Origin of the sequence: Streptomyces sp. CB02414 (genome assembly GCF_001905385.1) — a bacterium.
Taxonomy (GTDB): domain Bacteria; phylum Actinomycetota; class Actinomycetes; order Streptomycetales; family Streptomycetaceae; genus Streptomyces.
In genome coordinates this window covers 611335-634598 of the sequence record NZ_LIPF01000003.1, presented here as the reverse complement: position 1 = coordinate 634598, position 23264 = coordinate 611335, and the positions used below count along the sequence as shown (strand labels likewise).

Annotated in this window: 21 protein-coding genes; 10 read left to right on the top strand and 11 right to left on the bottom strand. The window is 73.7% G+C overall.

Going from position 1 to position 23264, the window contains the following annotated elements; all coding sequences use genetic code 11:
* Positions 1 to 382 precede the first annotated feature (382 nt).
* From AMK11_RS13940 to AMK11_RS13920, 5 genes are read right to left on the bottom strand one after another with little or no spacing between them, the layout of a single operon-like run.
* Positions 383 to 1180, bottom strand: coding sequence for a type III pantothenate kinase (locus AMK11_RS13940; protein WP_073726717.1), 798 nt, complete (start codon positions 1178 to 1180; stop codon positions 383 to 385).
* Between the two features lie 5 nt (positions 1181 to 1185).
* Complete coding sequence (nadC, locus tag AMK11_RS13935; protein WP_073726716.1) at positions 1186 to 2166, bottom strand: carboxylating nicotinate-nucleotide diphosphorylase; 981 nt, start codon at positions 2164 to 2166, stop codon at positions 1186 to 1188.
* Positions 2167 to 2171: 5 nt separating this feature from the next.
* The gene (locus AMK11_RS13930) at positions 2172 to 3905 is read right to left on the bottom strand and encodes an L-aspartate oxidase (protein ID WP_073726715.1); all 1734 of its coding nucleotides are present in this window, start codon (positions 3903 to 3905) and stop codon (positions 2172 to 2174) included.
* A complete protein-coding gene (gene panC, locus AMK11_RS13925) occupies positions 3902 to 4909 on the bottom strand; it encodes a pantoate--beta-alanine ligase (RefSeq protein WP_073726714.1) in 1008 nt (335 codons plus the stop codon). Before panC ends, AMK11_RS13930 begins: the two co-directional genes overlap by 4 nt.
* A complete protein-coding gene (locus AMK11_RS13920; RefSeq protein ID WP_073726713.1) occupies positions 4906 to 5943 on the bottom strand; it encodes a Rossmann-like and DUF2520 domain-containing protein in 1038 nt (345 codons plus the stop codon). Before AMK11_RS13920 ends, panC begins: the two co-directional genes overlap by 4 nt.
* 167 nt (positions 5944 to 6110) lie before the next feature.
* Here AMK11_RS13920 and AMK11_RS13915 point away from each other — a divergent pair, with 167 nt between their 5' ends.
* Entirely contained in the window at positions 6111 to 7277 is a 1167-nt protein-coding gene (locus AMK11_RS13915; RefSeq protein ID WP_073726712.1) for a threonine aldolase family protein, read from the top strand.
* A gap of 499 nt (positions 7278 to 7776) precedes the next feature.
* On the opposite strand, the gene AMK11_RS13910 is transcribed toward AMK11_RS13915, so the two are convergent.
* A complete protein-coding gene (locus tag AMK11_RS13910) occupies positions 7777 to 7992 on the bottom strand; it encodes a hypothetical protein (protein WP_073726711.1) in 216 nt (71 codons plus the stop codon).
* A gap of 158 nt (positions 7993 to 8150) precedes the next feature.
* On the opposite strand from AMK11_RS13910, the gene AMK11_RS13905 reads away from it, so the two are divergent.
* Positions 8151 to 9257 (top strand): DUF5937 family protein, encoded by a 1107-nt coding sequence (locus AMK11_RS13905; RefSeq protein WP_073726710.1) that lies wholly within the window; start codon positions 8151 to 8153, stop codon positions 9255 to 9257.
* Between the two features lie 49 nt (positions 9258 to 9306).
* Here AMK11_RS13905 and AMK11_RS13900 read toward each other — a convergent pair whose 3' ends face one another.
* Positions 9307 to 9981, bottom strand: coding sequence for a response regulator (locus tag AMK11_RS13900; protein ID WP_073726709.1), 675 nt, complete (start codon positions 9979 to 9981; stop codon positions 9307 to 9309).
* A gap of 71 nt (positions 9982 to 10052) precedes the next feature.
* On the bottom strand, positions 10053 to 11258 hold the full coding sequence (locus AMK11_RS13895) for a sensor histidine kinase (RefSeq protein WP_073726708.1): 1206 nt from the start codon (positions 11256 to 11258) through the stop codon (positions 10053 to 10055).
* Positions 11259 to 11376: 118 nt separating this feature from the next.
* On the opposite strand from AMK11_RS13895, the gene AMK11_RS13890 reads away from it, so the two are divergent.
* Entirely contained in the window at positions 11377 to 12498 is a 1122-nt protein-coding gene (locus tag AMK11_RS13890) for an SAM-dependent methyltransferase (protein ID WP_073726707.1), read from the top strand.
* On the opposite strand, the gene AMK11_RS13885 is transcribed toward AMK11_RS13890, so the two are convergent.
* Positions 12463 to 13614, bottom strand: a complete 1152-nt coding sequence (locus AMK11_RS13885) for an NADH-quinone oxidoreductase subunit D (RefSeq protein WP_073726706.1) — start codon at positions 13612 to 13614, stop codon at positions 12463 to 12465. The two genes, AMK11_RS13890 and AMK11_RS13885, sit on opposite strands and share 36 nt — an antisense overlap.
* A gap of 31 nt (positions 13615 to 13645) precedes the next feature.
* Between AMK11_RS13885 and AMK11_RS13880 the strand changes: the two genes are divergently transcribed.
* Together AMK11_RS13880 and AMK11_RS13875 are read left to right on the top strand one after the other, a co-directional pair.
* The gene (locus tag AMK11_RS13880; protein WP_073726705.1) at positions 13646 to 14167 is read left to right on the top strand and encodes a PH domain-containing protein; all 522 of its coding nucleotides are present in this window, start codon (positions 13646 to 13648) and stop codon (positions 14165 to 14167) included.
* 299 nt (positions 14168 to 14466) lie between these two features.
* Positions 14467 to 15792 (top strand): PH domain-containing protein, encoded by a 1326-nt coding sequence (locus AMK11_RS13875; protein WP_073726704.1) that lies wholly within the window; start codon positions 14467 to 14469, stop codon positions 15790 to 15792.
* 48 nt (positions 15793 to 15840) lie between these two features.
* Here AMK11_RS13875 and AMK11_RS13870 read toward each other — a convergent pair whose 3' ends face one another.
* Both AMK11_RS13870 and AMK11_RS13865 read right to left on the bottom strand, forming a co-directional pair.
* Positions 15841 to 17064, bottom strand: coding sequence for a hypothetical protein (locus AMK11_RS13870; RefSeq protein WP_073726703.1), 1224 nt, complete (start codon positions 17062 to 17064; stop codon positions 15841 to 15843).
* Positions 17065 to 17193: 129 nt separating this feature from the next.
* The gene (locus tag AMK11_RS13865; protein ID WP_073726701.1) at positions 17194 to 18318 is read right to left on the bottom strand and encodes an alpha/beta hydrolase; all 1125 of its coding nucleotides are present in this window, start codon (positions 18316 to 18318) and stop codon (positions 17194 to 17196) included.
* A 169-nt stretch (positions 18319 to 18487) separates the two neighbouring features.
* Here AMK11_RS13865 and AMK11_RS13860 point away from each other — a divergent pair, with 169 nt between their 5' ends.
* The 5 genes from AMK11_RS13860 to folK all read left to right on the top strand — a co-directional run bounded on the left by AMK11_RS13860 (position 18488) and on the right by folK (position 23233).
* Positions 18488 to 20293 carry a phosphatidylglycerol lysyltransferase domain-containing protein gene (locus tag AMK11_RS13860; RefSeq protein WP_073726699.1) on the top strand — a complete coding sequence of 602 codons (1806 nt, stop codon included), beginning with the start codon at positions 18488 to 18490 and terminating at the stop codon, positions 20291 to 20293.
* Between the two features lie 347 nt (positions 20294 to 20640).
* Positions 20641 to 21504, top strand: coding sequence for a dihydropteroate synthase (folP, locus tag AMK11_RS13855; protein WP_073726697.1), 864 nt, complete (start codon positions 20641 to 20643; stop codon positions 21502 to 21504).
* Positions 21501 to 22037, top strand: coding sequence for a nuclear transport factor 2 family protein (locus AMK11_RS13850; protein ID WP_073726695.1), 537 nt, complete (start codon positions 21501 to 21503; stop codon positions 22035 to 22037). Before folP ends, AMK11_RS13850 begins: the two co-directional genes overlap by 4 nt.
* 228 nt (positions 22038 to 22265) lie before the next feature.
* Entirely contained in the window at positions 22266 to 22625 is a 360-nt protein-coding gene (gene folB, locus AMK11_RS13845; protein WP_011028954.1) for a dihydroneopterin aldolase, read from the top strand.
* Complete coding sequence (folK, locus tag AMK11_RS13840) at positions 22622 to 23233, top strand: 2-amino-4-hydroxy-6-hydroxymethyldihydropteridine diphosphokinase (protein ID WP_073726693.1); 612 nt, start codon at positions 22622 to 22624, stop codon at positions 23231 to 23233. The genes folB and folK overlap by 4 nt, the downstream gene beginning before the upstream one ends.
* The last annotated feature ends 31 nt before the right edge of the window (positions 23234 to 23264 follow it).

Below are 23264 nucleotides of genomic sequence, written 5' to 3'. Positions count from 1 at the left end.
AATCAGACAAACTCGGCATAGGGGATGGGGTGTGGCGTGGGGGCCACTCTGTTGCGTGGGCCTCCGGCGGTGGGGCGAGGTGCCTGCGGTTGCCTCCGGCGGCCTGTGCGGGTCGGTGGGGGTGCGGGTAGCGCGGTGCGTTGTCGGTGGGTCGGGTCCGCGCCGTCCTGCCCAGCTGCGGGCAGTCGTGCCGCTGGGGCGGCACGGGTGGGCGCAGCGGCACCCCGGCAGCGCCGGGCGGCGCGACCCACCCCCACGCCCGCACCGACGCCGGGCAACCGGCCTGCGCCGGGCCGCGCACCCACCCCCGACGCCCGCACCCACGCCGGGTGACCGTGGACGCCGGGCCGCGGAGCCCACCCGCACGCACCCCGCGTCACCGCTACAGGCGGGACACGTTCCGTTCGTACACCAGGCGGAGTCCCATCAGGGTCAGCCACGGCTCGTGTTCGTCGATGACCGAGGACTCGCCCAGCACCATCGGCGCCAGCCCACCCGTCGCGATGACCGTGACGTCGTCGGGGTCGTCGGCCAGCTCGCGGGCCATGCGGTTGACGACACCGTCGACCTGGCCCGCGAAGCCGTAGACGATCCCGGACTGCATCGCCTCGACCGTGTTCTTGCCGATCACACTGCGCGGCCGGGCCACCTCGATCTTGCGGAGCTGCGCGCCCTTGACGCCCAAGGCGTCCACCGAGATCTCGATGCCGGGGGCGATGACCCCGCCGACGTACTCCCCGCGCGCGCTGACCGCGTCGAACGTCGTCGCCGTGCCGAAGTCCACGACGATCGCCGGGCCTCCGTAGAGCTCGACGGCCGCCACCGCGTTGATGATGCGGTCGGCGCCGACCTCCTTGGGGTGGTCGGTGAGGATGGGCACGCCCGTCTTGACGCCCGGTTCGACGAGGACCGCGGGGACGTCGCCGTAGTAGCGGCGGGTGACCTCGCGCAGTTCGTGCAGGACCGAGGGGACCGTCGCGCAGATGGCGATGCCGTCGATGCCGTCGCCCAGCTCGTCGCCGAGGAGCGGGTGCATGCCCATCAGGCCCTGGAGCAGGACCGCGAGCTCGTCGGCCGTGCGGCGCGAGTCCGTGGAGATGCGCCAGTGCTCGACGATGTCCTCGCCGTCGAAGAGGCCCAGGACGGTGTGCGTGTTGCCTACGTCGATCGTCAGCAGCATGGCTTCTACTCCGCCGCTCGCAGGTCCAGGCCGATGTCCAGGATGCGGGAGCTGTGGGTGAGGGCTCCCACGGCCAGGTAGTCGACGCCCGTGGCCGCGTACGCCTTGGCGTTGTCGAGCGTCAGTCGGCCCGACGCCTCCAGGACGGCCCGGCCACCGACCAGGGCGACCGCCTCCTCGCACTCGGACGGGGTGAAGTTGTCCAGGAGGATCAGGTCGGCGCCCGCGTCGAGGACCTCGCGGAGCTGGTGCAGGGTGTCGACCTCGACCTCGATGGGGACGTCCGGGAAGCGCTCGCGGACGGCTTCGAAGGCCGCCGCCACACCGCCGGCCGCGATCACGTGGTTGTCCTTGACCAGGGCCGCGTCCGAGAGGGACATGCGGTGGTTGACGCCGCCTCCGCAGCGGACCGCGAACTTCTCCAGGCTGCGCAGGCCGGGGGTCGTCTTGCGGGTGTCGCGGACCTTCGCCTTCGTGCCGTCCAGAACGTCCGCCCACGCGCGCGTGGCGGTCGCGATGCCCGACAGGCGGCACATGAGGTTCAGCGCGCTGCGTTCGGCGGTGAGGATGTCGCGGGTGCGGGTGGTGACGGAGAGGAGCTTGTCGCCTTCGTCGACGCGGTCGCCGTCCTCCACGTGGCGTTCCACCTCGAACTCGTCCGTGCAGACGACCGAGAGGACCGCCTCGGCGACCCTGAGGCCCGCCACGACGCCGGGCTCACGGGCCGTGAAGTCGGCGGTCGCCACGGCGTCCTCGGGGATGGTCGCGACCGTCGTGACGTCCACGCCGCCCGCCAGGTCCTCCTGGATCGCCAGGTTCGCCAGGTCCTCGATCTCGACGGGGTCAAGGCCGGAGTCCAGGAGGAGTGCCGCGAGGGCCGGGTCGAGGCCGCACTCCAGGTAGGTGTCTTCGTCGGTGTCCGCGCCGCAGGCGCAGCCGTCGCCGCAGCCTCCGCCGGAGGCGAGGGGAAGGTCGGGGGTGTTCACTGCTGTCACTGCTCCTGGGGGCGCTGCGTCGGCTGGGGAGAGGGGTTCGTCGGGGGGAATTCTGGCGTGTCCGTGGTGTGCACGGCGAGAGTGCGGTCCGGGTTCAGGCGTACGACGATGTGGCGGCGCCACGTCGTGTCGTCGCGGTCGGCGTGGTCCTCGCGCCAGTGGCAGCCGCGGGTCTCCTCGCGCCGGGCCGCCGCCGCCACCAGGACGCGGGCCACGCAGAGAAGGTTGGTGGCCTCCCACGTGTCCACGCCCGGTTCGGACGTCTTGCCGTGCTCGTGCAGGGCTTCGCGGGCCTCGGTGTGCAGGTGGTGGAGCCGGTCCGCCGCGCGGGTGAGCGATTCCGCCGAGCGCAGGACGCCGGCGCCCTCGGTCATGATCCGCTGGACGGCCAGGCGGGACTCGGGCGGGAGGAGGGGGTGCTCGGGCTGTTCGCGGTGCGGGACGGCGGCCGGCACGCGCGCGTGCAGGGTGCCTTCCGCGTGGGCCGTCGTGATGTCGGCGGCGATGCGCTCGGCGTACACCAGGCCTTCGAGGAGGGAGTTGGAGGCCAGGCGGTTGGCTCCGTGCACGCCCGTGCAGGCCACCTCGCCGCACGCGTACAGGCCGGGGACCGTGGTGCGGCCCGAGGCGTCGGTGCGGACGCCGCCGGAGGCGTAGTGGGCGGCCGGGGCGACCGGGATCGGCTCGGTGACCGGGTCGATGCCGTGGGCGCGGCAGGCGGCGAGGATCGTGGGGAAGCGGTTCTCCCACATCTCGGCGCCGAAGTGGCGGGCGTCCAGGTACATGTGCTCGGCGTTCTGCTGCTGCATGCGGCGCGTGATGCCCTTGGCGACGATGTCCCGGGGGGCGAGTTCCGCGAGTTCGTGCTGTCCGAGCATGAAGCGCACGCCGTCGGCGTCCACCAGGTGGGCGCCCTCGCCGCGGACCGCCTCCGAGACCAGAGGCTGCTGGCCCTCGGCGTCCGGGCCCAGGAAGAGGACCGTGGGGTGGAACTGGACGAACTCCAGGTCGCTGACCTCGGCGCCCGCGCGGAGGGCGAGTGCCACGCCGTCGCCCGTGGAGACGGCGGGGTTCGTCGTCGCCGAGAAGACCTGGCCCATGCCGCCGGTGGCGAGGACCACGGCGGGGGCGTGGACGGCTCCGACGCCGTCGTGCTGGCCCTCGCCCATGACGTGCAGGGTGACGCCTGCCGTGCGGCCGTCGGCGTCCGTGAGGAGGTCCAGGACGAGGGCGTTCTCGACGGTGCGGATGCCGTGCGCGCGGACCGCCTCGACCAGCGCGCGGGAGATCTCCGCGCCCGTGGCGTCGCCGCCCGCGTGGGCGATGCGGCGGCGGTGGTGGCCGCCCTCGCGGGTGAGGGCCAGGCCGCCCTCGGTGGACTCGTCGAAGTGCGCGCCGGTCGCGATGAGGCGGCGTACGGCGTCCGGGCCCTCGGTGACCAGGGTGCGGACCGCCTCCTGGTCGCACAGGCCCGCGCCCGCGACCAGGGTGTCGTCCAGGTGCTGCTCGGGGGTGTCGCCCTCCCCCAGGGCCGCGGCGATGCCGCCCTGGGCCCAGCGGGTGGAGCCGTCGTCGAGGCGGGCCTTGGTGACGACGACCGTCCTGAGGCCCGCCGCCTCACAGCGCAGGGCCGCGGTGAGACCGGCGACTCCGGAGCCGACGACCACCACGTCCGCGTCGATGGCCCAGCCGGGCGCGGGGGCGTGCAGTCGTATGCCTGTGCTGGTCACGAGGCGGCTCCGAAGGTGAGGGGTGCGTTGTCGATCAGCCGGGTCGCGCCGACCCGGGCGGCGACGGCGAGGACGGCGTCGCCGGTGTGGTCGTCGCCGATCTCGGTGAAGTCGGACGGGTCGACCAGGGCGAGGTAGTCCAGCTCCAGCGGCGGGTCGAGGCGGGCGGCGTCGTCGAGCACGAGGCGGGCGGCGGCGCGTACGGCTCCCGGGGTGCCCGGGGTCGCGTTCGAGACGGCGTGGGCGTCGGCCGCCGCGCGGGACTCGCCCAGGGCGCTCAGCGCCTCGGCGCGCGCGTGCGTGGCGGGCACCTCGCGGGCCCGCGCGCGCAGCGCCTCCTGGGCGGCGTGCCGGTCGAGGCCGGCGAACAGCGCCTGGGAGAGGGCGAGGGCGGTACGGCGCTCCCGGGGCGAGAGGTAGCGGTTGCGGCTGGAGAGGGCCAGGCCGTCGTCCTCGCGCACGGTGGGGACGCCGACGATGTCCACGCCGAAGTTCAGGTCGCGGACCATGCGGCGGATCAGGGCGAGTTGCTGGGCGTCCTTCTGGCCGTAGAGGGCGAGGTCCGGGCGGGTGAGGTGGAGCAGTTTGGCGACGACGGTCAGCATGCCGTCGAAGTGGCCGGGGCGCGAGGCGCCCTCCAGGCGTTCGCCCATCGGGCCGGCGGTGACGCGCACCTGGGGCTCGCCGCCCGGGTAGACCTCGTCGACGGAGGGGGCGAAGACGGCGTCCGCGCCCGCCTGCCCGGCGATCCCCAGGTCGGCGTCCAGGGTGCGCGGGTAGCGGTCGAGGTCCTCGCCGGCGCCGAACTGGAGCGGGTTGACGAAGACGGTGGCGACGACCTCGCCGTCCGGGCCGGCCAGGTCGCGGGCCGTGCGGATCAGCGTGGCGTGGCCCTCGTGCAGGGCACCCATGGTCATCACGACGGCCCGGCGGCCGTGCCGCACGCGCGCGTGGAGTTCGGCGGCGGTGCGCAGCAGGACGGGCGGCGGGGTGGTGGTGGTCATCGGGCGTCTCCCTCGGTGCCGTCTGTGCCGCCGGTGTCGTCTGTGCCGCCGGTGTCGTCTGTGCTCGTGGCGTCGTCGTCGGTGGGGGCGGGGGCCCGCGTCGCGCCGCCGGGTCCGCCGGCCGCGGTCCCGGTCCCGTCTGCGAGTACCCCGAGGAGGTCCTCGGCGAGTTCCGCCCTCAGCAGGCCGTGGTCCAGGGCCCGGTCGGCGGTCGCGCGGGCCATCGCCACGTAGCCGGCGACCGCCTGCGGGGCGTGTGCGCGCAGCTCCTCGATGTGCGCCGCGACCGTGCCCGCGTCCCCGCGCGCGACGGGCCCGGTGAGGGCCGCGTCGCCGGAGCGCAGGGCGTTGTCGAGGGCGGCGCCCAGCAGCGGGCCGAGCATCCGGTCGGGGGCCGCGACGCCGGCCGTGCGCAGCAGCTCCATGGACTGGGCGACCAGGGTGACCAGGTGGTTGGCGCCGAGGGCGAGCGCGGCGTGGTACAGCGGGCGCCGCTCCTCGGCGATCCACTCGGGCTCGCCGCCCATCTCGATGACCAGTGCCTCGGCGGCCAGTCGCAGCTCCTCGGGCGCGGTGACGCCGAAGGAGCAGCCGGCCAGGCGCTGGACGTCCACGGGGGTGCCGGTGAAGGTCATCGCCGGGTGCAGGGCGAGCGGCAGGGCGCCGGCGCGCAGGGCGGGGTCCAGGACCCTCGCGCCGTACCGCCCGGAGGTGTGCACGAGCAGCTGGCCCGGCCGCACCGCCCCCGTCTCGGCGAGCCCGGTGACCAGCCCCGGCAGGGCGTCGTCGGGCACGGTCAGCAGGACCAGTTCGGCGCGCTGGAGCACTTCGGCGGGCGGGACGAGCGGCACGTCGGGCAGGAGTGCCGCGGCGCGCCGTCTGGAGGCGTCGGAGACCCCGGAGGCGGCCACCGGGCGGTGCCCGGCGAGCTGGAGCGACGCCGCCAGCGCGGGGCCCACGCGTCCGGCGCCGACGACGCCTACGGTGAGCCGCGCGGGGCGGTCCTTGGGGTCTGGCTGTGGGGTTGTGTTCACGCGACGGCGGCCTTCCCGTTCCAGTCCGCTCGGGGTACCGGACGATTTCTCGTCATGTTAACGCGATTGGTTCGGGGCACGTCCGGTCGTCCACAGGCTGTGGGTTTCCGCACGGTGGCCGTGTAACCCGGGTGCCCCGTCCGCGGCCCGCGCGGCATGATCCCGGCATGAGCGATACCGCAGAGCGAGCTGAAACGACCGAGGAACGGTACCGGCGGCTTCGCGCACGGCGCGTGGCCGTCCACCGCGACGCACGGCGCCTGCTGGCGCGCCCGGGGTTCATCGCGAGCCTGCGGGAGCGCATGGCGCTGCTGGACGACGCCGCCGAGCTGTACGACCTCGACGAACCCTCCGACATGTACGGCAACGGCATCGTGGCGGCACTGGAGGAGAAGACCGCCGCCCTGCTCGGCACCGAGGCCGCCGCCTTCTTCCCGACCGGCACCATGGCCCAGCAGGTGGCCCTGCGCTGCTGGGCGGGCCGCACCGGCAACCCGGCCGTCGCGCTGCACGGGCTGGCCCACCCCGAGGGGCACGAACGCGACGCCTTCAGCCGGGTCGGCGGCCTGCGCCCGGTGCGGCTGACGGACGAGCCCAGGCAGCCGACCGCCGACGAGGTGCGCGGCTTCGACGAACCGTTCGGCGCGCTGATGCTGGAACTGCCGCTCCGGGACGCCGGCTTCCTGCTGCCCACCTGGGAGGAGCTGACCGAGGTCGTCGCCGCCGCGCGGGAGCGCGACGCGGTCGTCCACCTCGACGGGGCCCGCCTGTGGGAGTGCACCGTCCACTTCGGCCGCCCGCTCACCGAGATCGCCGCCCTGGCGGACAGCGTGTACGTCTCGTACTACAAGTCCCTCAAGGGCTACGGCGGTGCCGCCCTGGCCGGTCCCCGGACACTGGTGGAGGAGGCGAAGGCCTGGCGGCACCGGTACGGCGGCCTGCTGTTCCAGCAGTTCCCGACGGTGCTGTCCGCGCTCGCGGGACTGGAGCGGGAGCTGCCCCGGCTGCCCGAGTACGTGGCCCACGCGCGCGTGGTGGCCGCCGCGCTGGGCGAGGGCTTTGCGGCGGCCGGGCTCCCGTGGGCGCGGGTGTACCCGGAGGTGCCGCACACCCACGAGTTCCAGGTCTGGCTGCCCTGCGACGCCGACGACGCGGGCGAGGCCGCGCTGCGACAGGGCGAGGAGACCGGGACGCTGCTCTTCTCCCAGCCCTGGGACCCGCGCGGTCCGGGGATCGCCTTCACCGAGATCGGGGTGGAGGCGGCGGGCCTGGAGTGGACGGCCGACGACGTCAAGGCAGCGGTCGCCGACTTCACGGCCAGGCTGCGGCTCTGACCGCTCGCGGCCCGGCCCCGGGCCGACAGCTCACGGCCAGGCTGCGGGCCCGACAGCCCACGACCAGACCGCAGGCCCGACGGCTTACGGCCAGAGCGCAGGCCGGCCCTTCGCGGCCAGACCGCGGCTCCGACCGCCCGCAGTCTGGCCGGAAGCACCGGCGGCGCGCAGCGGCACCAGCACACTGATCGACACGCGCCCGGGTCCGGCCCTCCACGGCTCCGACCGCCCGCGGCCGACCCGCAGGCCCAACCATCCGCAACCACCCCGCGGACCCGCCACCCCTCACGGCACCAGACTGCGACTCCGACCGCCCGAAGCCAGCCTGTGACTCCCGACCGACCTCGACCAGGCTGCGGGTCCGACCGCTCACGGCCGGTCTCCAGAACCGAACGTCCTCGACCACCCTGCTGGCCCGACCACCCACAGCCGGTCCACGGGCCTGACCGGCCACGCGCTGGGCGCCCGGGCCACCGGGCCCGGGTCCCCGGGTTTGGGGTCAGCCCAAGGCGCGCGGCCACAGGGACCACCACCGGCGCAGGGTGCGCCGCAGGCGGCCGTGCGCGGGGCGGCCGGCGAGCACGGCCCGGAACCGGCGGTGGTCGCGCCACTCGCGCACGACCTGCCGGTCCAGGGTCCCGGGTGCCGGCGGCGCGGGCTCGCCGAGCTGCCGGGCGCGGTAGGTGTCGAGGAGGTACTGCTGCGTGATGCTCATGACGGATCGCCTTCTCCAGGGGACGTAGGAGTGGAAGTCGGGCTCCGCGGCTGCCCCGTGGCTCCAGACTGCGCCCGCGGCGAGCCGCGGGCGCAGTCGATTGACGGCGACGGTCAATCGGCGGCGGCGTTGTCAGTGGCGGGGTGCACCATGAGGGCATGAGCGTGCGCATCGACATCGCGGGGCTGCGGCCGGAGAGGGTCGCCGTCGTGCCCTCGCCCCTGGCCGAGCTGGGCATGGCACTGCACGCCCTGTCCGAGCCGGGGCACCACCCGGGACTGCAGGGCTGGGCGACGGGCGTGACCGCGCGGCTCGACTCGCATCTGGCCGACCGGATGTGCGAGGCCGACTTCCTGTGGCGGACGACGTTCTCGGACCTGTTCATGCCCTTCGCCGGCGTGCCGGGCCGTGGCACGCTCCCCGGCGCCACCCTCGCCGAGGACCTGGACCTGCTCGACAAGCTGTCCGACGAGCAGTTCGTGGACGCGGCCCTGGAGTTCACCTGCGCTCTGCCGTACAGCACCGGTGGCGTCTCGGCACTCGCCGACCCCGAGGCACGCCGCCGCGCGCTGGACCTGGCCGCCGCGCGGGGCCCGCAGCAGCTGCGGTTCAGCGAGCGGCTGCTGGCCGACCCGCCGCGCATCCGCGGCTGGCTGCGGCAGTTCGCGCAGGACTGCGACGAGGCGTTCTTCGCGGAGGCCTGGTCCCGGCTGCGCCACCAGCTCGCGGCCGACGCCCGGCACAAGACGGAGCTGCTGCGCCGCAAGGGCCTGGCCGAGGCGCTGGCCGCCGTGTCCCCGGCCGTCTCCCTGGACGAGGACGCCGCGCGGATCACGGTCGACAAACTGGGCGACGGCCGCTCGGCGACCGGGAGCGGCGGCCTCCTGCTCGTCCCGACCAGCCTGGGCTGGCCGCATCTGATGGTCCTGCACCGGCACGACTGGCAGCCGGTGCTGCACTACCCGGTCGGCTCCCCGGAGCTGGCCTCGCCGCCGTCGGTCGAGCAGCTCACCCTGCGGATGACCGCGCTGTCCCACCCGGTCCGGATGCGGATCTGCCGCCACCTGGCCCGCAGCGCGTACACCACGAGCGAGCTGGCGCAGGCGCACGGCGTGACGGCACCGGAGATATCCCGGCACCTCGGGGTGCTGAAGAAGGCGGGGCTGATCACCACCCGCCGCCGCGGCCGGTACGTGCTGCACCAGCTGGACGTGACGGTGGTGGCGCGGCTGGGCAGCGACTTCCTGGAGGGCATACTCCGCTGATCACGGGGTGTGGCGGTCCGATCGGGGCCCGGCCGGCCCCGCACGCCCCTCAGCCCTGCCCGCCGCCCGCCCGCACCAGCCCCGTCTCGTAGGCGAGGACCACCACCTGCACCCGGTCGCGCAGGTCCAGTTTGGTCAGGATGCGGCCCACGTGGGTCTTCACCGTCGCCTCGGACAGCACCAGCCGCGCCGCGATCTCCCCGTTGGACAGGCCCTGCGCGACCAGCACCATCACCTCGCGCTCCCGCTCGGTGAGCCGCTGGAGCTCCTTGTGCCGGGGCTCCTGACCGGTGGCCGGCAGCATCGGCGCGAAGCGGTCCAGGAGCCGACGGGTGGTCGAGGGCGCGACCACCGCGTCCCCGCTGTGCACGGAACGGATCGCGGCGAGCAGTTCGCCCGGCGGCACGTCCTTGAGCATGAAGCCGGAGGCGCCCGCCTTCAGCGCCGAGAAGGCGTACTCGTCGAGGTCGAAGGTGGTCAGGATCAGCACCTTCGGCGCCGCCGGATCCACGCAGATCCGGCTGGTGGTCTCGACGCCGTCGAGCTTGGGCATGCGGACGTCCATCAGGACGACGTCCACGGCGGTCGAGCGCAGCACCTGGAGGGCCTCGACGCCGTCGCCCGCCTCCGCGACGACCTCCATGTCCGGCTGCGCGGCGAGCACCATCCGGAACCCGGTGCGCAGCAGCACCTGGTCGTCGACGAGCATTACGCGGATCGTCATCGGGGCCTCTTCCATGCGGTGCTTGCGGTCTTACAGGTGTCAACGCGGTACGCGCGTGCGGGCGTGGTGGTTCAGTGTGCCGGTTTCAGCGGCAGCAGCGCGCTGATGCGGAATCCTCCGCCCGGCCGCGGGCCGGCGTCCAGGGTGCCGCCCACCATGCCGACCCGTTCCCGCATGCCGATCATGCCGTGGCCCTGGCCGTCGAAGCCGCCCTCCTCGTACAACTCGTGCGGGGCGCCCTTGCCGTCGTCCTCGATGAGCAGACCGAGGCCGTCGTCGAAGTAGACCAGCCGCACGCTCGCGCCCGCGTTGGGGCCACCGTGCTTGCGGGTGTTGGTGAGCGCCTCCTGCACGATGCGGTACGCGGTGAGCTCGACACCGCTGGGCAGCTCGCGCGGGGTGCCCTCGACCTTGAAGTCGACGGGCAGGCCGGAGCTGCGGCACTGCTCCACGAGGTCCTCGATCTGCTGGACGTCGGGCTGCGGCACGTACTCGCCGGCCTCCTGGTGCTCGCCGGTACGCAGCACACCGAGCAGGCGGCGCATCTCGGCGAGGGCCTGGCGGCCGGTGGAGGAGATGGTCTCCAGGGCCTTCTTCGCCTGGTCGGGGGCGGCGTCCATGACGTAGGCGGCGCCGTCGGCCTGGACCACCATCACGGAGACGTTGTGCGCGACGACGTCGTGCAGCTCGCGCGCGATCCGGGCGCGTTCGGCGGCGACCGCGACCTTGGACTGCGCCTCGCGCTCCTTCTCCAGCCGGGCGGCCCGCTCCTCCAGCTGCGCGAAGTAGGCACGGCGGGTGCGGATGGAGTCGCCGAGCACCCAGGCGAGGGCGAAAGGCACCGCCTGGAAGACCGTTATGGCGATGTTCGCCCCTATGCTCAGCGTTCCGTCGGCCCAGCGCAGCTGGGCGACGGGGGCCGCGCACAGGCCCACGGCGAGCGCGGTCCGGGAGGCCCAGCGGGCTCCGGTCGCGGCGACGGTGTAGACGATCACCAGGAAGGCGAAGTCGGCCGGGAGCGTTGAGACGTCCAGCGCCAGTTGCCCCACGCCGAGAACGATGGCGAGTATCAGCATCCTCTCCGGCATCCGCTGCCGCAGCGCGATCACGAGGCACAGCAGGACGGAGAAGACGACGAGCAGCGCCGTGGTGTCCGTGCCCTCGCCCCGCGGCTGCGGGGCCGACAGGGACACCAGGGAGATACCGAGCAGGACGAGAGCCCAGAAACAGTCGACCCCGGTCGGGTGTCTGCGGATGAAGTCGTAGAGGCGCTGCACGTAACCCAGCGTAGGGAAGGGGGATAGGTGCAGGGGTCAACCGGAGGGCCGATCCGCAGCCTCCACGCATACTCCGCAAGGTGGAGGCTCCGTTCCTCTGTACCCCTAGCCTGGGTCTGTGACAGCTGGGACGAGCGGGGCCGAAGGGGCCTCCGGGACGCACGAGGACTGGCAGGAGTGGCGGGGCTGGCGAGAGGCCGCACGGGACGCCCTCTACGGACCGGCCGGTTTCTACCGCGCCGCACCCGGCGGACCGGCCGGGCACTTCCGGACGTCCGTCCACGCGTCGCCGCTGTTCGCCGGAGCGGTGGCGCGGCTGCTGTGCCGGGTCGACGAGGCACTGGGACGGCCCGCGTCGCTGGACTTCGTGGACATGGCGGCCGGCCGCGGCGAGCTGGTCACCGGGGTGCTGGCCGCGCTGCCCGCCGGCGTGGCCGCCCGCACGCGCGCGTACGCCGTCGAGATCGCCGACCGCCCGGACGGGCTGGACCACCGGATCGAGTGGCTCGCCGAGCCGCCGCGCGGGGCGACGGGGCTGCTGTTCGCCAACGAGTGGCTGGACAACGTGCCGGTGGACGTCGCGGAGGTGGACTCCGCCGGAGTGGCCCGGCGGGTGCTCGTGAGGGACGACGGGACCGAGCGGCTCGGGGAGCCGGTGGCCGGGGCGGAGGCCCGGTGGCTGGCCCGGTGGTGGCCGCTGACCGGCGAGGAGGGGCTGCGGGCGGAGATCGGGCTCCCCCGGGACGCCGCCTGGGCCACCGCCGTCGCGGCCCTGGACGCCGGGCTCGCCGTGGCCGCCGACTACGCGCACACCACGGCCACCCGCCCGCCCTTCGGGACGCTGACGGGCTTCCGGGAGGGGCGTCAGGAGCCGCCCGTGCCGGACGGTTCCCGCGACATCACCGCGCACGTGGCACTGGACGCGTGCGCGGCCGCCGTGAAACGCCCTGACGCGTGCGAGGCCGCCGGGAAGCGCACTCCGGAGCGCACGCTCCCCGAGGCGCTGCTGCGCCCCCAGCGGGAGGTCCTGCGCGCCCTCGGCATCACAGGCGTACGCCCTCCGCTCGCGCTGGCCGCCACCGACCCGGCGGCGTACGTGCGCGCGCTGGCGGGCGCCTCCGAGGCCGCCGAGCTGACCGCGACGGGCGGGCTCGGCGACTTCCGGTGGCTGCTCCAGCCGGTCGGGCCCGTCGACGCCGGGGCTCTACTTGTCGATGTCCCCGACCACGAAGAACAGTGACCCGAGGATCGCCACCATGTCGGCGACCAGCGTCCCGGGCAGCAGCTCGGCGAGCGCCTGGATGTTGTTGTACGAGGCCGAGCGCAGCTTCAGCCGGTACGGGGTCTTCTCGCCCTTGCTGACGAGGTAGTAGCCGTTGATGCCGAGCGGGTTCTCGGTCCAGGCGTACGTGTGGCCCTCGGGCGCCTTGAGCACCTTCGGGAGCCGCTGGTTGACCGGCCCGGGCGGCAGCTCGGCCAGGCGGTCCAGGCAGGCGTCGGCGAGGTCGAGGGCGTTGTGCGTCTGCTCCAAGAGGCACTCGAAGCGGGCCAGGCAGTCGCCCTCCGCGCGGGTGACGACCCTCAGGGTGTCCTGGAGCTCGCCGTACGCCAGGTAGGGCTCGTCGCGGCGCAGGTCGAAGTCGACGCCGGAGGCACGGGCGATGGGCCCGCTGACGCCGTACGCGTGCACGGCCTCGGGGCTCAGCGCGCCCACCCCGCGGGTGCGCCCCCGGAAGATCTCGTTGCCGAGCACCAGGTCGTCGAAGACGTCCATGCGCGAGCGCACGGCAGCGACGGCACCGCGCGCGCGTGCGGTCCACCCGGCGGGCAGGTCCTCCTTGAGGCCGCCGACGCGGTTGAACATGTAGTGCATACGCCCGCCGGAGACCTCCTCCATGACGTTCTGGAGGACCTCGCGCTCCCGGAAGGCGTAGAAGACGGGGGTGATGCCGCCCAGCTCCAGCGGGTACGAGCCGAGGAACATCAGGTGGTTGAGCACCCGGTTCAGCTCGGCGAGCAGCGTGCGCAGCCACACCGCGCGGGTGGGGACCTCCATGCCGAGCATGCGCTCCACGGCGAGGACCACGCCGAGCTCGTTCGAGAACGCCGACAGCCAGTCGTGGCGGTTGGCGAGCACGATGATCTGACGGTAGTCACGGGCCTCGAACAGCTTCTCCGCGCCGCGGTGCATGTAGCCGATCACGGGCTCCGCGCGGACGATGCGTTCGCCGTCCAGGACGAGCCGCAGCCGCAGCACTCCGTGCGTGGACGGGTGCTGGGGCCCGATGTTGAGCACCATGTCGGTGCTCTCCGCGGCGCCGCCGATGCCGACCATGGTCTCCGTCGTGGGAGTCATGCACACAGTCTCCCCTACGTACGCTGGCCCCATGGAGACGGGGAGCCCTGACGACACGGGCGCGGCGGGGACGGCGAAGGCCGCGCGGGAGGAACCGGTGTGGACCGGCCTGCCGCCGGGACTGCTGCGCATGCGACGCCTGCTGCTGGTGGTGTGGCTGGGCCTGCTCACCCTCGCCGCGGGCCTGCTGCCGGGCCTGTTCCTGGAACCGGCCTGGGCGTTCCTCGCACTGCTGCCGCCGGCTCTGGCGGTGTGGGGCTGGGTGATGCTGGAGCGCAACTGGCGTTCCTGGCGGTACGCCGAGCGCGCCGACGACCTGCTGATCAGCCGGGGTGTGCTGTGGCGAGAGGAGACCGTCGTCCCGTACGGGCGCATGCAGCTGGTCGAGGTGACGTCCGGTCCCGTCGAGCGCCATTTCGGCCTGGCCAGCGTCCAGCTGCACACGGCCGCCGCCGCGACCGACGCGACCATCCCGGGCCTCGACCCGGCCGAGGCGGAACGGCTCCGCGACCGGCTCACCGAGCTGGGCGAGGCCCGATCGGCGGGGCTGTGACGACGCCCGGGGAGGAGGAGACGGGCCAGGACCCGGTGACGCCAGGTGCGGAGGACTCCCGCAGGCGCCCCGCGCCCCCCGCACCGGAAACGGCCGGCGCGGGCCCGACGGTGCCACCCGAGACGGACACCTCCAGCCCGCGCTCCGCCACACAGGGCCCGGAGGGACCCCGTCGGCGCCCCGCCCCCTTCGGGACGGCAAACTCCGCCCCGCGTCCCGCCGCACCCACGACGCAAACGGCCGGCCCGGGCCCGGCGGCGCCTGCACCGGAGTCGTCCGGCACTGCCCCCACCCCGGAGGTGTCCGGCACGGACTCCCCTTCGCCCGGAGACGGAACGACCGAGCGCCGGCTGCACCCCGTCACGCCGCTGCGGCGGGCGTGGGCGCCGGTGGCCGTGCTGGTCGGGTGGGCCGTGCACGACCCCGACCAGGCGCAGCGCCAGCTGACCCGGCTGACCACGACCCACCTGCTGATCGGCCTCGCCGTACTGATCCCGGCCGCTGCCCTGTACGGCTTCCTGACCTGGTGGTTCACCCACTACGCGGTGACCGACACGGAGCTGCGCATCCGCACCGGGCTGCTGTTCCGGCGCACCGCCCACATCCGGCTCGAACGCGTCCAGGCCATCGACGTCACCCAGCCCCTCCTCGCCCGCGTCGCGGGGGTCGCCAAACTCAAGCTCGACGTCATAGGCACCGGCAAGAAGGACGAACTGGCCTTCCTGGGCGCCGGCGAGGCCCGCGCCCTGCGGGCCGAGCTGCTCGCCCGCGCCGCCGGCCTCGCCCCCGAGACCGCCCACGAGGTCGGCGAGGCACCCTCCCGGCAACTGCTGCGCGTACCACCGCGCGTGCTGGCCGTCTCGCTGCTGCTGACCGGCGCCACCTGGGGCACGCTGATCGCCGCCGTCGTCGTACCCACGCTCCTGTGGCTCGCCACCCACAACCTGTGGACGGTGCTGGCGACCGTCCTGCCGCTGCTGGGTGCCGCGGGCGCGAGCAGCGCGGGCCGGTTCGTCGGGGAGTACGACTGGACGGTGGCCGAGTCCCCGGACGGGCTCCGCCTAGACCACGGGCTGCTGGACCGCGCGCACGAGACGGTGCCGCCGGGCCGGGTGCAGACCGTGCGGATCGTGGAGCCGCTGCTGTGGCGGCGGCGGGGCTGGGTGCGGGTGGAGCTGGACGTGGCCGGGTCGTCGAACTCCGTGCTGCTGCCGGTCGCCCCGCGCGAGATCGCGGAGTCGGTCGTGGCGCGCGTGCTGCCCGGGGTGACGGTGCCGACGGGCCCGGAGCTGTCACGCCCGCCGCGCCGGGCCGCGCGCTGCCGGCCACTGTGGTGGCGGGGCTACGGACTCGCCGTCACCGACACGGTCTTCGCCGTCCGGTACGGGCTGCTGCGCCGCAGCCTGGCCCTGGTGCCGCACGCCAAGGTGCAGAGCGTCCGCCGCACCCAGGGGCCGTGGCAGCGGGCGCTGCGGCTGGCCGACGTACGGGTGGACACGGGGGCGAACAAGACCGTGACCGCGCGTCTGCGCGACGCCGACGAGGCGGCGGACCTCCTGCGGGCCCAGGCGGAACACTCCCGGACCGGCCGCCGGGACGCGCTGCCGGACCGGTGGATGGCCTGAGAGGCCACACCCCTGCCCTGCTGCCCCGTCCCGCCCCGCCCCGTCCGGTCAGGACACGGCGCTGCGCAGCCCCTGCACGTCGATCTGCTCCGTCTCGTCGTGGGCGGTCAGGTCGATCACCTGGCCCACGCCCCGGGACTCCTCGCCGGCCTGCTTGAAGCCCGCCTCCTTCTCCGCCTTGTGCAGGGCGAGGGCCTCCTGGCCGACCACGTCGGCGAGGTCCTCGTTCTGGACGGTCTCCAGGGCCTTGGGCGACGACGACGTGCCGTCCTGGTCGTCCTTGGTGCCGAAGAAGTCGAAGCCGCCCTCGACCAGGGGGCGCCGCGCCGGGGCCGACGGTACGACCGCCACCGCGGCCGGCACCGTGTAGTGACCGGTGGCCTGTCCGGTGGGCGCGGTGGGCTGCGCGGGCCGCTCGTCGTGCTGGGCCGTGGGGGAGGCGGCGGCGGTGCGCTCGTGTCCGTCGGCCGCCTCGGGCTGCCCCTGCGCCTCGTCCTCCCGCGCGGTGGCGTCCGCCGACGCGCGCTCCCCGCCACCGTTCCCGTCGTCGTCTCCGCCGTCACGGGAGTCGCCGGAGTCGCCGTCGCCGGAGTCGCGGTGGCCGGCGGGCGCGTCCTCGGCGAAACGGGCCAGTGCCGCGTTCGCCCGCAGGAACAACCGGGAGCCCTCGGGAGAGAAGACCGCGGGGGCTTCCCCTTCCCCGGCGGCCTCGTCCGTCACCGCGTCCGCGACCGCCACCTCCTCGGCCACCGTCTCCTCGGCCACCGGAGCCTCGTCCGGAGCCGGGCGGGCGGCCGGCAGCGCGGGCGCCTGCGGCACGGCCTCTATCTCCAGCAGCCGACGGCCCTCCAGCGCGCTGGCCCGCTCGGTCTCGGCGGTGGCGTAACGCCGCAGCAGGGAGGCGTGCTCGTTGCGCAGCCCCGCCAGTTCGGTGCGCTTGGCCCGCAGCCGGTGCTCCAGCTTCTGGCGCAGTTCGCGCGACTCCTCGAGGTCGGACTCCAGTTCGGCGACCCGTTCCTCGTAGCGCCACTCGTCGCTCGCCCGCGCGCGCGTGAGGTCGGCGACCCGCTTGCCCGCCTGGGCGTCCCAGTGCCGCATGACGACCGCGCCGACGACGGCCGTCACCGCGGCGGCCGCGGCCAGTGCGCGCAGGACCGTCGCTTCGCTGAACACCCAGGGGCCGAGGGCACAGACGACGGAGACGCCTGCGATCGCCGACGGCGGCAGCAGCCTGTGCAGGGGCGGGGAATGGCGGTGACGTCCACGTGGCATGGCCAGAAACTTACCGCGCGTAGGCGAATCTTGGCGCCCCGCCCCGCAAAAACACAGCCATCTCGAAGGTGTTCACACGCCACCGGCATTCCACAAGGCCGCCGACGCCTGAATTACTGCAAGATCATTTCAGGGCCGTCCGCCGATCCGCCCGCTCAGCCACTCCAGCGTCGCGGGAATCTCGCGCCGCCAGGTATTGAAGTTGTGCCCGCCGCTTTCCAGGATGATCGACGAGATCCGCGTCGGCTTCCGTTCCTTCACCAGATCGATGAACTTCACCGTGTCCTTGTAGTTCGTCTCACCGGACCGGCTACTGCTGACGAGCAATGAAGTGTCCGGCGCCGGAAGGTTCTTGATGCACCACCACAGACTGGCCCGATTCTCGGCACGTTCATCTCCCTGGAAGAGATCACCCGTGGTGGGATCGCTGGGCGCGTCGTAGTAGGCGGACAGTCCGGCCCCCGCTCCGAACACCTCGGGGTGATGCATGGCGAGCTTCAGAGCGCAGTAGCCTCCGGTCGAGTTGCCGACGACACCCCAACTCCCCCGGCCTTTGCCGACGCGATAGTGCGCGCTCACGGCCTCGGGAAGGTCCTTGGCGAAGAAGGACTCCGTCTGCGGGCCGCCCGGCACGTCCACGCACTCGGTGTCGCGCGGCGGCGCCACGGCGGGCCGCAGCATCACCAGAATCATCGGCCGCATCCGCCCCGCCTTGGCCAGATCGAACGCCGTCCGCGGATAACGGAGCTTGTCCACCAGCGCCGAGGCGGTCCCCGGATAGCCGGTCAGTACGACGGCGGCGGGAAAGGTACGCGCACGGTGCCGCGCCTGGAAGTACTCGGGCGGCAGATACACGTACGCGGGCGACGCGATCCGCGTCGTACGGCCCACGACCCGTATCTCCTGCACCCGCCCGGCAACCTCCGGCCGCCCCCCGCCCGCCGGCGTCACCCGCCGTTCGCCCACGACCCGCAACGGACCGCCCCCGCCCGCCGAGTGGTCCACGACCACCCCCTGGCCGTCCACGCGCCCGAACAGGTCGGCCCAGCTCCCGTAGAACCCGAAGGCCTGGTTGGCGGCGAGCCCCACCGCCGCGAACACCGCCACCTGAGTACCCAGCAACAACCCCACCCGCCCCAGCACGGCCCGCACACTCCGCCGCCCCAGCCGCGGCCACCACCACACCGTGCCGGCGAACAGCAGCACGCCCGACACCACCGCCAGCGCCAGCACCTTGTCGCTCGTGAGACCCATGCGTTGCTACCTGCCTGTGCTTTCAAGGGGCTTTCCGACAGGTGGAGTGAACCTCTCCACCCGAGACACCGTCCTAGAGGGCGCAATGTCGCCGGATGCCCGAAACGGGCCCGGATCCACGATCTCTCGCAGAACCACAGGTGCGATGTCTGTCAGGACAGATGAGGAAATGTCGGGCGCGGTTCCGGCCAAATCCACCGGCCTACGACGGGTACTGCGCGGCCCCCGCCCGGAGAACGTCCCCCTCCTCGTCGGCCGCGCCTGCGCGCTCGTGGGCCTCCTGGACATCGCCGGCGGCGTCTTCCCCCGCTTCCGGCACAGCCGCGTGCACGCCCTCGCCGAGGTCCTCCCCGGCTCCTTCGGCCCCTTCGCCGCGGCCCTCTCCCTCAGTGCCGGCGTCCTGCTCCTCCTGCTCGCCCACGGCCTCAAGCGCCGCAAGCGCCGGGCGTGGCGAGCGGCCGTGGCGCTGCTCCCCCTAGGCGCCGTCGCCCAGTTCGGCTACCGCCACTCCCTCGTCGGCGTACTCATCTCCCTGGCCCTGCTCGCCCCCCTCCTGCGCCACCGCGACCAGTTCGCAGCACTCCCCGACCCCCGCAGCCGCTGGCGGGCGCTGGCCAACTTCGTCCTCATGTCCGCCGGCTCCGTCATCCTCGGCCTGCTCGTCGTCAACGCCCACCCGCACCGCATGATCGGTGACCCCAGCCTGGCCGACCGCATCACCCACGTCCTGTACGGCCTGTTCGGCGTCGAGGGCCCGGTCGACTACCGGGGCACCACCTCCTGGACGGTGGCCTTCTCCCTCGGCGCCCTCGGCCTCCTGACCGCCGTCACCACCATCTACCTGGCCTTCCGCCCCGAACACCCCGCGGCCCGCCTCACCGAGGACGACGAGACCCGCCTGCGCGCCCTCCTCGCCCGGCACGGCGGCCGCGACTCCCTCGGCCACTTCGCGCTGCGCCGCGACAAGGCGGTCGTCTTCTCCCCCAGCGGCAAGGCGGCCGTCACCTACCGCGTCGTCTCCGGCGTGATGCTGGCCAGCGGCGACCCGATCGGCGACGTGGAGGCGTGGCCGGGCGCCATCGAACGCTTCATGGACGAGGCCCGCGCCCACTCCTGGACCCCGGCCGTCATGGGCTGCTCCGAGACCGGCGGCGAGGTCTGGACCCGCGAGACCGGACTCGACGCCCTCGAACTCGGCGACGAGGCGGTGGTGGACGTGGCAAATTTCTCCCTCACCGGCCGCGCGATGCGCAACGTACGCCAGATGGTCAAGCGCATCGAGCGCGCCGGTTACGAGACCCGCGTACGACGCGTGGCTGACCTCTCCGACGCCGAACTGGACCGCGTCCGCCGCGCCGCGGACGCCTGGCGCGGCACGGACACCGAGCGCGGCTTCTCCATGGCCCTCGGCCGCGTCGGCGACCCCTCCGACGGCGACTGCCTGATAGCGACGGCCCACCGGCAGGACACCGAACCCGGTGAGTTCGGCGACCTCAAGGCGGTCCTGCACTTCGTGCCGTGGGGCACTGACGGGGCGTCCCTCGACCTCATGCGCCGCGACCGCGCGGCCGATCCCGGCATGAACGAACTCCTGATCGTGGCCGCCCTCCAGGCCGCCCCGAAACTGGGCATCGCCCGCGTCTCCCTGAACTTCGCGATGTTCCGCGCGGCGCTCGCACGGGGCGAGAAGATCGGCGCGGGCCCGGTGCTCCGTGCCTGGCGAGGTCTGCTGGTGTTCCTCTCCCGCTGGTTCCAGATCGAGTCGCTGTACAAGTTCAACGCCAAGTTCCGCCCCAGCTGGGAACCGCGCTTCGTCGTCTACCGCCGTTCCGCCGACCTCCCCCGCATCGGCTTCGCCGCGATGCAGGCCGAGGGCTTCGTCACACTGACGCCGCCGCGTTTCCTGCGCCGGGGTACGCCGACGCGGCGGCCGTGTCCGCACGGGCTGTCGGAGCGGGGGGCGCGGGCGGCGTAGGGCTCCGCGGTCCGGGGTTTGCAGGTCACCCGGCGTTCGGGTGGCCGCAGGGGGTGGGTCGCGCAGGCCGTGCCGCCCCAGCGGCACGACTGCCCGTAGCTGGGCGGGACGGCGGGAAAGCCGCGTACGGCGGGAAGGGGACGTGTCGGGGGGTGTCCGCCCGCAGCGGTTGGCGCGTCCGCGCCGGCCACCCCCGTAGCCGACCGATTCCGCGCCGTTCCGAGGACGGACACCCCCCGGCGCGGCCCCGACCCACAACACCACGCACCGCGCTACCCGCACCCCCACCGAACCCGCACAGGCGCCGCAGGCACCCCGCCCCACCGCCGGAGGCCTACGCTGAACACATGAGCAAGCAGACCGCCCACCGCCACCACCTCGCGGGACTGACCGCATGGGACCGCTGCGCGGTCATGGGAGTCGTCAACGTGACCCCCGACTCCTTCTCCGACGGCGGTCGCTTCTTCGACACCACGGCCGCCATCAAGCACGGCCTCGACCTGGTGGCCGAAGGCGCCGACCTCGTGGACGTCGGCGGCGAGTCCACCCGCCCCGGCGCCACCCGCGTCGACGAGGACGAAGAGCTCCGCCGCGTCGTCCCGGTCGTGCGCGGACTGGCCTCCGAGGGCGTCACGATCTCCGTCGACACCATGCGCGCCTCCGTCGCCGACCAGGCACTCGCCGCCGGCGCCGCCCTGGTCAACGACGTCAGCGGCGGCCTCGCCGACCCCCGCATGATCCCGGTCGTCGCCGACGCCGGCGCCCCCTTCGTCGTCATGCACTGGCGCGGCCTCCTGGAGGGCGGCAACGTCCGCGGCACCTACGCCGACGTCGTCGCCGAGGTCGTCGACGAGCTGCGCGCCCGCGTGGAGGCCGTCCTCGACGGTGGCGTCGCCCCCGACCGCGTCGTCGTCGACCCCGGCCTCGGCTTCTCCAAGGACGCCGAGCACGACCTCGTCCTCCTCGCCCACCTCGACCGCCTCCACGCCCTCGGCCACCCCCTCCTCGTCGCCGCCTCCCGCAAGCGCTTCCTCGGCCGGGTCCTGGCAGGCCCCGACGCCGCTCCGCCCCCCGCGCGGGAGCGCGACGCGGCCACCGCCGCCGTCTCCGCCCTCGCCGCACACGCCGGCGCGTGGGCCGTACGCGTGCACGAGGTCCGTGCCACCGCCGACGCCGTACGCGTCGCCCGCGCCGTCGAGGGAGCCCGGTGAACGCCCCGCACGTCGACGTCGAGCAGGTCGAGGCGGCCAACACCGCCTTCTACGAGGCACTCGAACAGGGCGACTTCGAAAAGGTCTCCGAGTTCTGGCTCACCCCGTCCGACCTGGGCGTCGACGAGTCGTACCACGACCCGGCCGACGCCGGCGTGGTCTCCTGCGTACACCCCGGCTGGCCGGTCCTCACCGGCCGCGGCGAGGTCCTGCGCTCCTACGCCCTGATCATGGCCAACACCGACTACATCCAGTTCTTCCTCACCGACGTGCACGTCTCCGTGACCGGTGACACCGCCCTGGTGACCTGCACCGAGAACATCCTCAGCGGCGGCCCCGCCCCCGAGGGCGACGACGAGCTCGGCCCGCTCGTCGGCCAGCTCGTGGTCGCCACCAACACGTACCGGCGCACGCCCGCCGGCTGGAAGCTCTGGTCGCACCACGCCTCCCCGGTACTCGCCGAGACCGGAACCGAGGACGAGGACGACGAGGGCCCCGGAAACCCGCCCCTGACCGGTCCGGGTGAACCCTGATCCCGGAAGTGGTTGGAATCACGGACCACCGGGTATGGGCGGCTACCAACCCGTGATCCACCGGGGCCGCCAGGGCAAACGCGGGATGAAACCTCCCGGCGTGCGCCCTCCCCCACGCACCCCGTGTCCCGGCGCTGTCGGTGCCCGCGGGTAGATTCGACTGAGGCCGCCGTACCGCCCGCACGTGGTACGCACCGGCCGAGACCGACGACTGCAGGAGTGATTCGCGTGGATCGTGTCGCGCTGCGCGGCCTGAAGGCCCGCGGGCACCACGGTGTGTTCCCCAAGGAGCGCGAGGACGGCCAGACCTTCCTCGTGGACATCGTCCTTGGCCTGGACACCCGGCCGGCCGCGGCCGACGACGACCTGGCGAAGACCGTGCACTACGGCATCGTGGCCGAGGAGGTCGTGGCCGTCGTCGAGGGCGAGCCCGTCAACCTCGTCGAGACGCTCGCCGAGCGCATCGCCCAGGTTTGCCTGAAGCACGAAGGGGTCGAGGAGGTCGAGGTCTGCGTCCACAAGCCGGACGCACCCATCACCGTCCCCTTCGACGACGTGACCGTCACCATCATCCGGAGCCGTGTATGAGCGCCCCCTTCACCAAGGGTCCCAGCGACCCGACCGTACAGCCGGTGCCCGCCTCCGTCATCGAGCAGGTCGACGCGGCCGACACCACGCTGTCCAACCCCAAGCGCGCCGTGGTCGCCCTGGGCGCCAATCTCGGCAACCGCCTGGAGACCCTCCAGGGGGCGATCGACGCCCTGGAGGACACCCCCGGCGTGCGAGTCAAAGAGGTCTCGCCGGTGTACGAGACGGAGCCCTGGGGCGTCGACCCGGACAGCCAGCCGTCGTACTTCAACGCGGTCGTGATCCTCAAGACCACCCTGCCCCCGTCCTCCCTGCTGGAGCGGGCGCACGCGGTCGAGGAGGCCTTCCACCGGGTCCGCGACGAGCGCTGGGGCCCGCGCACCCTCGACGTCGACATCGTCGCCTACGCGGAGGTCGTCTCCGACGACCCGCAGCTCACGCTTCCCCACCCGCGCGCCCACGAACGCGCCTTCGTCCTCGCCCCCTGGCACGATGTGGACCCGGAGGCGCAGCTGCCGGGACACGGCGCGATCGCCGATCTCCTGGACGCCGTCACCCGGGAGGGCGTCGCGCCCCGCGCCGACCTGGAACTCCGGCTGCCCGAGTAGTCGTTAAGGTCGAGAAGGCCGAGCAGACGAC

Coding starts and splice junctions, on each gene's coding strand:
- AMK11_RS13880 (WP_073726705.1), top strand. CDS start 13,646: ATGGAGACGGGGAGCCCTGACGACACGGGCGCGGCGGGGACGGCGAAG.
- AMK11_RS13940 (WP_073726717.1), bottom strand. CDS start 1,180: ATGCTGCTGACGATCGACGTAGGCAACACGCACACCGTCCTGGGCCTC.
- AMK11_RS13910 (WP_073726711.1), bottom strand. CDS start 7,992: ATGAGCATCACGCAGCAGTACCTCCTCGACACCTACCGCGCCCGGCAG.
- folK (WP_073726693.1), top strand. CDS start 22,622: ATGAGCGCCCCCTTCACCAAGGGTCCCAGCGACCCGACCGTACAGCCG.
- AMK11_RS13915 (WP_073726712.1), top strand. CDS start 6,111: ATGAGCGATACCGCAGAGCGAGCTGAAACGACCGAGGAACGGTACCGG.
- AMK11_RS13885 (WP_073726706.1), bottom strand. CDS start 13,614: ATGACTCCCACGACGGAGACCATGGTCGGCATCGGCGGCGCCGCGGAG.
- panC (WP_073726714.1), bottom strand. CDS start 4,909: ATGACCACCACCACCCCGCCGCCCGTCCTGCTGCGCACCGCCGCCGAA.
- folP (WP_073726697.1), top strand. CDS start 20,641: ATGAGCAAGCAGACCGCCCACCGCCACCACCTCGCGGGACTGACCGCA.
- AMK11_RS13865 (WP_073726701.1), bottom strand. CDS start 18,318: ATGGGTCTCACGAGCGACAAGGTGCTGGCGCTGGCGGTGGTGTCGGGC.
- AMK11_RS13900 (WP_073726709.1), bottom strand. CDS start 9,981: ATGACGATCCGCGTAATGCTCGTCGACGACCAGGTGCTGCTGCGCACC.
- AMK11_RS13860 (WP_073726699.1), top strand. CDS start 18,488: ATGTCGGGCGCGGTTCCGGCCAAATCCACCGGCCTACGACGGGTACTG.
- AMK11_RS13870 (WP_073726703.1), bottom strand. CDS start 17,064: ATGCCACGTGGACGTCACCGCCATTCCCCGCCCCTGCACAGGCTGCTG.
- AMK11_RS13905 (WP_073726710.1), top strand. CDS start 8,151: ATGAGCGTGCGCATCGACATCGCGGGGCTGCGGCCGGAGAGGGTCGCC.